Raw genomic sequence first — 6,660 nt, 5'->3', positions numbered from 1 at the left:
CACAGTTTGATCGCGTTCCCCCTGTGGGAGCGAGCCTGCTCGCGAAAGGGCCGGCACTGCCCCACATAATCTTGCATTAAGTCCGCGATTCCTGCGGCACCTCGCTTGCCACCACAGCCCCCTCCTGCTGCCGCTTCGGCAACAAAACCTGCTGTGGATAAGTCTGCGCGAAATGCACGGTCGCGGTGTTATCCACAAGCTTCTTCAACCGCTGGTTGAACGCCCGACTCACCGCATACTGCCCCCCCGACACCGTGCGGAACTGCGCCGTCAGCACCACGCCATTCAAATCCATCTTGTCGACGCCAAACACGTCCAGCGGCCCTTGCAGGTTGTACTTGAGGAACGGGTCTTCGCGGATCGAATCACCGGTCTCGCGGATCAGTTCGATGGCTTTATCCACGTCCGTGTCGTAGGTGAACTGCACCGAGAAAAACGCAAAGGCAAACTGCCGCGATTGATTGGTCACTGCCTTGATCTGGCCGAACGGCACCGAGTGCACAAACCCTTTGCCGTCACGCAGACGCAGAGTGCGAATGGTCAACCCTTCGACGGTGCCGGCATGGCCCGAATCGAGCACCACCCAATCGCCAATCGACAGGGTGTCTTCAATGATGATGAACAGCCCGGTGATCACGTCCTGCACCAGTTGCTGCGAACCGAAACCGATGGCCAGACCGACCACGCCGGCACCGGCCAGCAGTGGCGCAACGTTGATCCCCAGATTGGCCATGGTGGTGATCGCGCAGATCACCACGAGGATGATTTTGATCGCGTTGCGCAGCAGCGGCAGGATGGTTTTCACCCGCGTACTCGGCTGCCGCGCTGCGCGTTTGCTGAGCGGCGGTTTCAGCGCTTCCTGGATCGCTGTGTCGAGCACCACCCACAACAACCACGTGACCAGGAAGATCAGGCCGATGCTGCTCAGCGCGTTGCTGATGGCTCTTCCGACCGTGCTGCTCTGGGCAAAATCGAGCAGCGACACGCCCCAGATCCGCCCGAGGATATCGATAAAGGCGATAGCGATGACGATCCGCAGCAAGGCATGCAAAAGGCTGAGGAAACGTTCCTTGTAGGCGCTGCTGCGCTGGATCGCTTCGGCCTTTCGTGACTTGAACAAGTGCTGCAGGATCGTGCTGAGGAATACCGTGCCGATTAACAAAACCGTGGTGAACAGCGCGCAGCGCAGGGCTTTCTGATTGTCCTCGCCGATGCCGATCAGATTGACCGCCGAGACCAGCACCATCAGCACGATCGGCCAGTACCACAGCCCGGAAAAGATCCGCAGCGACTCCTGCAACGAAGGTTGTTTCAGCCGCTGGCTCAGCGAACGATTGCGGATCAGGTGTGCCACCGGGCGACGCAGGCGAATCACCAGCAAACCGAAAATGATCGAGGCGACCAACCCGGTAAACACCGCGATGCTGCTGGTGATATTGCCACCCAATTGACGGGCGATCTGCGGGCTGGTCAGCGCATCGCTGAGGGCCGCGAGGAAGCCGATCAGGAACAGCGGTCGCGGGCAATAATCACGAATGATCCGCGCCGCCGAACGTTTATGGCCGACGTTGAACATCACCACCACGCACAACAACATCGAGGTGGAAAAGATGCCGCTGCTGGTGGCGTAGGCCAGACACAGCGCCAGCGCGCGTCCCACCGAGGCTTGCAGAAAATGGCTGACGTACAGGGTCAGCGGCAGGCAGATCAGCGCCGGCACGGTGTACGGCAGCAAGTAACCGAGCAGATCCTGACTGCGCTGACGGGTGCGCAACCAGCGGCCCTCGCGCAGGCGCTTGGCCAACAGACTGCCCAGTACGGTCAATAACGCGAAACTGCCGAGCCAGACGCCCGACAGCGTGAGGAAATCCCCGGCGACGCTCCAGCCCGAGCGGTTCGACGGTTGATTGACCAGTTTGTCGACTTCATCGGCGGCGCGATCGGCGCGCAGGCGCCAGGCGTCGACCAGGTGTTCGTTGAGATCGAGCTTGTCTTGTACATCATCGATGCTCGAACTGATCGCACCGAGCAGACCGCCCTGCACGATCGGTTCAGGTTTGGCCGCCTCTTCGGCGGTGGCCGGGACACCCGGCAATGCGGCGGCGTCAATTTCACTGGCGCCGAGAAACAGCAGCGCTCCCAGCAGAATGGCGATCCTGAACTTGACCAAAACTCCGATCTCCCTTGGCTGAACCTGTAAGGAACTGATCAAATTTTATGCGGCAAGTTCAAGAGCCCCCTCACCCTAGCCCTCTCCCAGAGGGAGAGGGAACTGACCGAGTTGCCTGCGAGAAGTACATCGACCTGAGTGTCCGGAGTCGAACTCAAACCCTGAAAACCCTGAAGATCAGCTCCCTCTCCCAGCGTGAGAGGGAGCTGATCGAGTTGCCTGATCTGTCTGCACCGATCTGAAAGTCCTGAGGCGAACTCAAATCCTGAGAACCCTGAAGATCGGCTCCCTTCCCCCTCGCCCCCTCTGGGGGAGAGGGTTGGGGTGAGGGGGAACGCTTTTGATCTTCGCCTTGGACGTGACCGTCCGTAACGCCATCGAAACTTTCCCGAACCGCCCGCAGTCATCAAAAGATAACGGCAACACGAGGACTTTCGACGGGAGGGCGGCATGGCAACGATTCACATCGGTATTTCCGGCTGGCGCTACGCACCGTGGCGCGGGGACTTCTACCCCAAGGGACTGGCGCAGAAACGCGAATTGCAGTTCGCTTCGCGGGCGGTCAACAGCATCGAAATCAATGGATCGTTCTACGCCCTGCAACGGCCGGAACGTTACGCGCAGTGGTACGCCGAAACACCCGACGACTTCGTCTTCAGCGTCAAGGCGCCACGCTTCATCACCCACATTCGCCGCTTGCGCGAGATCGAAAAGCCTCTGGCCAATTTCTTCGCCTCCGGGGTGCTGGAACTCAAGGAAAAGCTCGGGCCGATCCTTTGGCAATTCCCGCCAAACTTCAAATTCGAGCCTGAGCGCTTTGAACATTTCCTCGCATTATTGCCCCACGACACCGAAGCCGCCGCCACCCTCGCCCATCAACACGATTCGCACCTGCACGGCCACGCCAGCATCAAAGCCTGGCGCAAAAAACCACTGCGCCATGCCGTGGAAATCCGCAACGAGAGCTTCATCGACCCCGAGTTCGTGCGCTTGTTGAAACGCCACAACACCGCACTGGTGATCGCCGACACCGCCGACAAATGGCCGTACCGCGAAGACCTCACCAGCGACTTTGTCTACCTGCGCCTGCACGGCGCCGAAGAGCTCTACGTCAGCGGTTACACCGCGCCAGCCCTCAAGCATTGGGCCGAACGCATCGACGCCTGGCACCACGGCGAGCAACCCAAAGACGCGCACCTGATCGCACCACGCTTGAAGCCACGCGCACGCAAATCCCGCGAAGTGTTCTGCTATTTCGACAACGACATCAAAGTCCGCGCGCCGTACGACGCCCGCGATCTGCTGCATCGTTTCGAGCTGGATAAAGACCTCGCCACCACCCCCGGCGAACCCGCTGGCGAAGGAGTGTTGGCATGAGTATTCCAGAACCGGTTGGCTTCACCGATGAGGGCTCGGTCGTTGCGCCGTCCGTGCGAACGTTCACCGTACTGACGGTCAATACCCATAAGGGTTTCACCGCCCTCAACCGACGCTTCATCCTCCCGGAACTGCGCGAAGCGGTGCGCAGCGTGGCCGCCGACGTGGTGTTTCTGCAGGAAGTCCACGGCACCCACGAGCACCATCCCAAGCGCTACAGCAATTGGCCGACGATGCCGCAGTACGAATTTCTCGCCGACAGCCTCTGGCCGCAGTTCGCCTATGGGCGCAATGCGGTGTACCCGGAGGGCGACCACGGCAATGCGTTGCTGTCGAAATTCCAGATCATCCGTCACGACAACCTCGACGTGTCGATCAACGGCCATGAGAACCGCGGCCTGCTGCATTGCGTGCTGCGCCTGCCGGGTGACGGCACCGAAGTGCATGCGATCTGCGTGCATCTGGGCCTGCGCGAAAGTCATCGCAATGCCCAGCTGGATTTACTCATGCAACGCTTGGCGGAGTTGCCCGACGACGCACCAGTGATCGTCGCGGGCGATTTCAATGACTGGCGCCAGCGCGCCGATGCGCAGCTCAAACCCTGCGGCCTGCGCGAAGTGTTCGCAGAGCACCAGGGCAAACCGGCGCGCAGTTTTCCCGCGCGCCTGCCAACACTGCGCCTTGATCGTATTTACGTGCGCAACCTCAAGGCCAGCCAGCCGAAAGTTCTGGCGAACCGGCCTTGGTCGCACCTTTCCGACCACGTTCCTTTATCGGTAGAGATCGAACTATGAGCAGCGCGCCGCTGGAGAAATCCGCCGTGGAACCGGTCGCCATCAACCCGCCGATACGCGAGCCGGGCCATGTTGATGTCGAGTACCGCTGGCAGGGCAACAATCGCGTCGAGTTGCTGGAGAACGGTGAGGAGTATTTCCCGCGAGTGTTTGAAGCGATGCGCGCGGCGAAGAGTGAAATCCTCCTCGAGACCTTTATCGTTTTCGAAGACAAGGTCGGTGCCGAGTTGCAGGAGATTCTGATCGACGCTGCCCGCCGTGGCGTGCGCACCACGGTCAGCCTCGACGGCTTTGGTTGCGGCGAGTTGAGCACCGGTTATCTCACCGCGCTGAGCGAAGCCGGCGTGCATCTGCAAATCTTCGATCCGGCACCGAAACGCCTGGGCATTCGCACCAACTGGTTCCGCCGTTTGCATCGCAAGATCGTGGTGGTCGATGGCCTGATCGCGTTTATTGGTGGGATCAACTTTTCCGGCGATCACCTCGCTGATTTCGGCCCTGAAGCCAAGCAGGATTATTCGGTGGAAATTCAGGGCCCGGCGGTCGCCGACATCCATCATTTCGCCCTGCTGCAAAGTGGTCGGCCGGGCCGTGCGCGGTTCTGGTGGCAACGTCGGCGTCAACGTCGCGCGGAGATGGCTTTCGATGACCACGACGGTCAGGTGCGCCTGGTGTTCCGCGATAACGACCAGCACCACTCCGATATTGAAGATGTGTATTTGCAGGTACTGCGTCGCGCCAAACGCCGGGTGGTGATCGCCAACGCTTACTTTTTCCCCGGTTACCGTTTGCTGCGTGAGATCCGTAACGCGGCGCGGCGCGGAGTCGAGGTGCGCCTGATTCTGCAGGGGCAACCGGACATGCTGGTGGCCAAACTCGCGGCACGCATGACCTACGATTACCTGCTCAAGGCCGGCGTACAGATTCATGAATATTGCCAGCGCCCGCTTCACGGCAAAGTGGCGCTGGTCGACGAAGAATGGAGCACGGTCGGCTCAAGTAATCTCGACCCGCTGAGCCTGTCGCTGAACCTGGAAGCCAACGTGCTGATCCGCGACCGCGCGTTCAATCAGCATCTGTTCGAACGCCTCGAAGACCTCAGCCAAAACCACTGCAAAGCCATGGATGCCAGCAAGTCCCCGCGTGGGCGCATCTGGCACATGACCGTGGGGTTTCTGGTGTTCCACTTTCTGCGGCATTTCCCGGCGATGGCCGGATGGTTGCCAGCGCATAAACCCCGGCTCAAGCCGTTTCGAGGGAACACGCCATGAGCCATTCCGAAGTGCATCCGAGCGGTCATGCGGCGCCAGCCACTCATTCGAAATGGAGTCGCTGGAAGCGCCCGTTGACCCTGCTGTTTTTCCTCGCGCTGATCGTGTTGCTGACGCTATTCGCCACGCGTATCGAATGGGCCGAAGTGCTGCAAACCCTCGCCGACTTCAAGGTCCGCACGCTGATCATCGCCGCCAGCCTGACGCTGCTGAGTTTTTTGGTGTATGCCAGTTTTGATCTGATCGGCCGCACTTACATTCGTCAGGACCTGACCTGGAAACAGATTCTGCCGGTGGGGATCATCAGCTATGCGTTCAACTTGAATCTGAGCGCGTGGGTGGGTGGCATCGCCATGCGCTATCGGCTGTATTCGCGCCTTGGGGTGAGCAAAAGCAACATCGCCAAGATCCTCGGTTTGAGCCTGGCGACCAACTGGTTCGGCTACATGACCATTGCCGGCGCGGTGTTCAGCAGCGGATTGGTGACAATGCCGCCGGGCTGGAAAATCAGCAGCAGTGCGCTGCAAGGCATCGGCGTGCTGTTGCTGCTGATCAGCGCCGGCTATCTCGTCGCGTGCCAGTTTTCCAAGCGCCGTGAGTGGTCGATTCGTGGAGTGGAAATCAATCTACCGTCGTTGCGCATGGCGGTCCTGCAACTGCTGCTGGGCGCGTTGAACTGGTCGCTGATGGCAGCGGTGATTTTCACTTTGCTGCCGAGCAAGCTCGATTATCCGTTGGTGCTGGGCGTGCTGTTGATCAGTGCGATTGCCGGGGTCATCACGCATATTCCGGCGGGGCTTGGGGTGTTGGAAGCGGTGTTTGTCGCGCTGCTGCAACACGAGGCTTCGCGTGGCAGTCTGGTGGCGGGATTACTGGCGTATCGGGCGATTTATTTTCTGCTGCCGTTGTTGATTACGGTGGTGATGTATCTGGTGGTTGAGGCCAAGGCGAAGGCACTGCGAATAGAGAAAAAACCCAGACATTAGAATCAAGATCAAAAGATCGCAGCCTTCGGCAGCTCCTACAGGGAGAATACATTTCAAATGTA

At 59.8% G+C, this 6,660-nt stretch carries 5 protein-coding genes; 4 read left to right on the top strand and 1 reads right to left on the bottom strand.

Going from position 1 to position 6,660, the window contains the following annotated elements; genetic code table 11:
* Positions 1–76: 76 nt before the first annotated feature.
* The gene (locus ACW9IR_RS28275) at positions 77–2,170 is read right to left on the bottom strand and encodes a mechanosensitive ion channel family protein (protein WP_457465907.1); all 2,094 of its coding nucleotides are present in this window, start codon (positions 2,168–2,170) and stop codon (positions 77–79) included.
* A gap of 450 nt (positions 2,171–2,620) precedes the next feature.
* Here ACW9IR_RS28275 and ACW9IR_RS28270 point away from each other — a divergent pair, with 450 nt between their 5' ends.
* The 4 genes from ACW9IR_RS28270 to ACW9IR_RS28255 are packed head-to-tail and all read left to right on the top strand — an operon-like array spanning position 2,621 to position 6,598.
* Positions 2,621–3,547 carry a DUF72 domain-containing protein gene (locus ACW9IR_RS28270; protein WP_457465905.1) on the top strand — a complete coding sequence of 309 codons (927 nt, stop codon included), beginning with the start codon at positions 2,621–2,623 and terminating at the stop codon, positions 3,545–3,547.
* Entirely contained in the window at positions 3,544–4,341 is a 798-nt protein-coding gene (locus ACW9IR_RS28265) for an endonuclease/exonuclease/phosphatase family protein (RefSeq protein ID WP_102901721.1), read from the top strand. The genes ACW9IR_RS28270 and ACW9IR_RS28265 overlap by 4 nt, the downstream gene beginning before the upstream one ends.
* Complete coding sequence (gene clsB, locus ACW9IR_RS28260) at positions 4,338–5,612, top strand: cardiolipin synthase ClsB (RefSeq protein ID WP_102901722.1); 1,275 nt, start codon at positions 4,338–4,340, stop codon at positions 5,610–5,612. The genes ACW9IR_RS28265 and clsB overlap by 4 nt, the downstream gene beginning before the upstream one ends.
* Positions 5,609–6,598, top strand: coding sequence for a lysylphosphatidylglycerol synthase domain-containing protein (locus tag ACW9IR_RS28255; protein WP_457465903.1), 990 nt, complete (start codon positions 5,609–5,611; stop codon positions 6,596–6,598). Before clsB ends, ACW9IR_RS28255 begins: the two co-directional genes overlap by 4 nt.
* Positions 6,599–6,660: the final 62 nt, after the last annotated feature.

It is taken from the genome of Pseudomonas sp. SDT291_1_S447 (assembly GCF_054070155.1).
The sequence above is the reverse complement of the archived record's forward strand: the minus strand, read 5'-3'. Positions and strand labels throughout refer to the sequence as shown.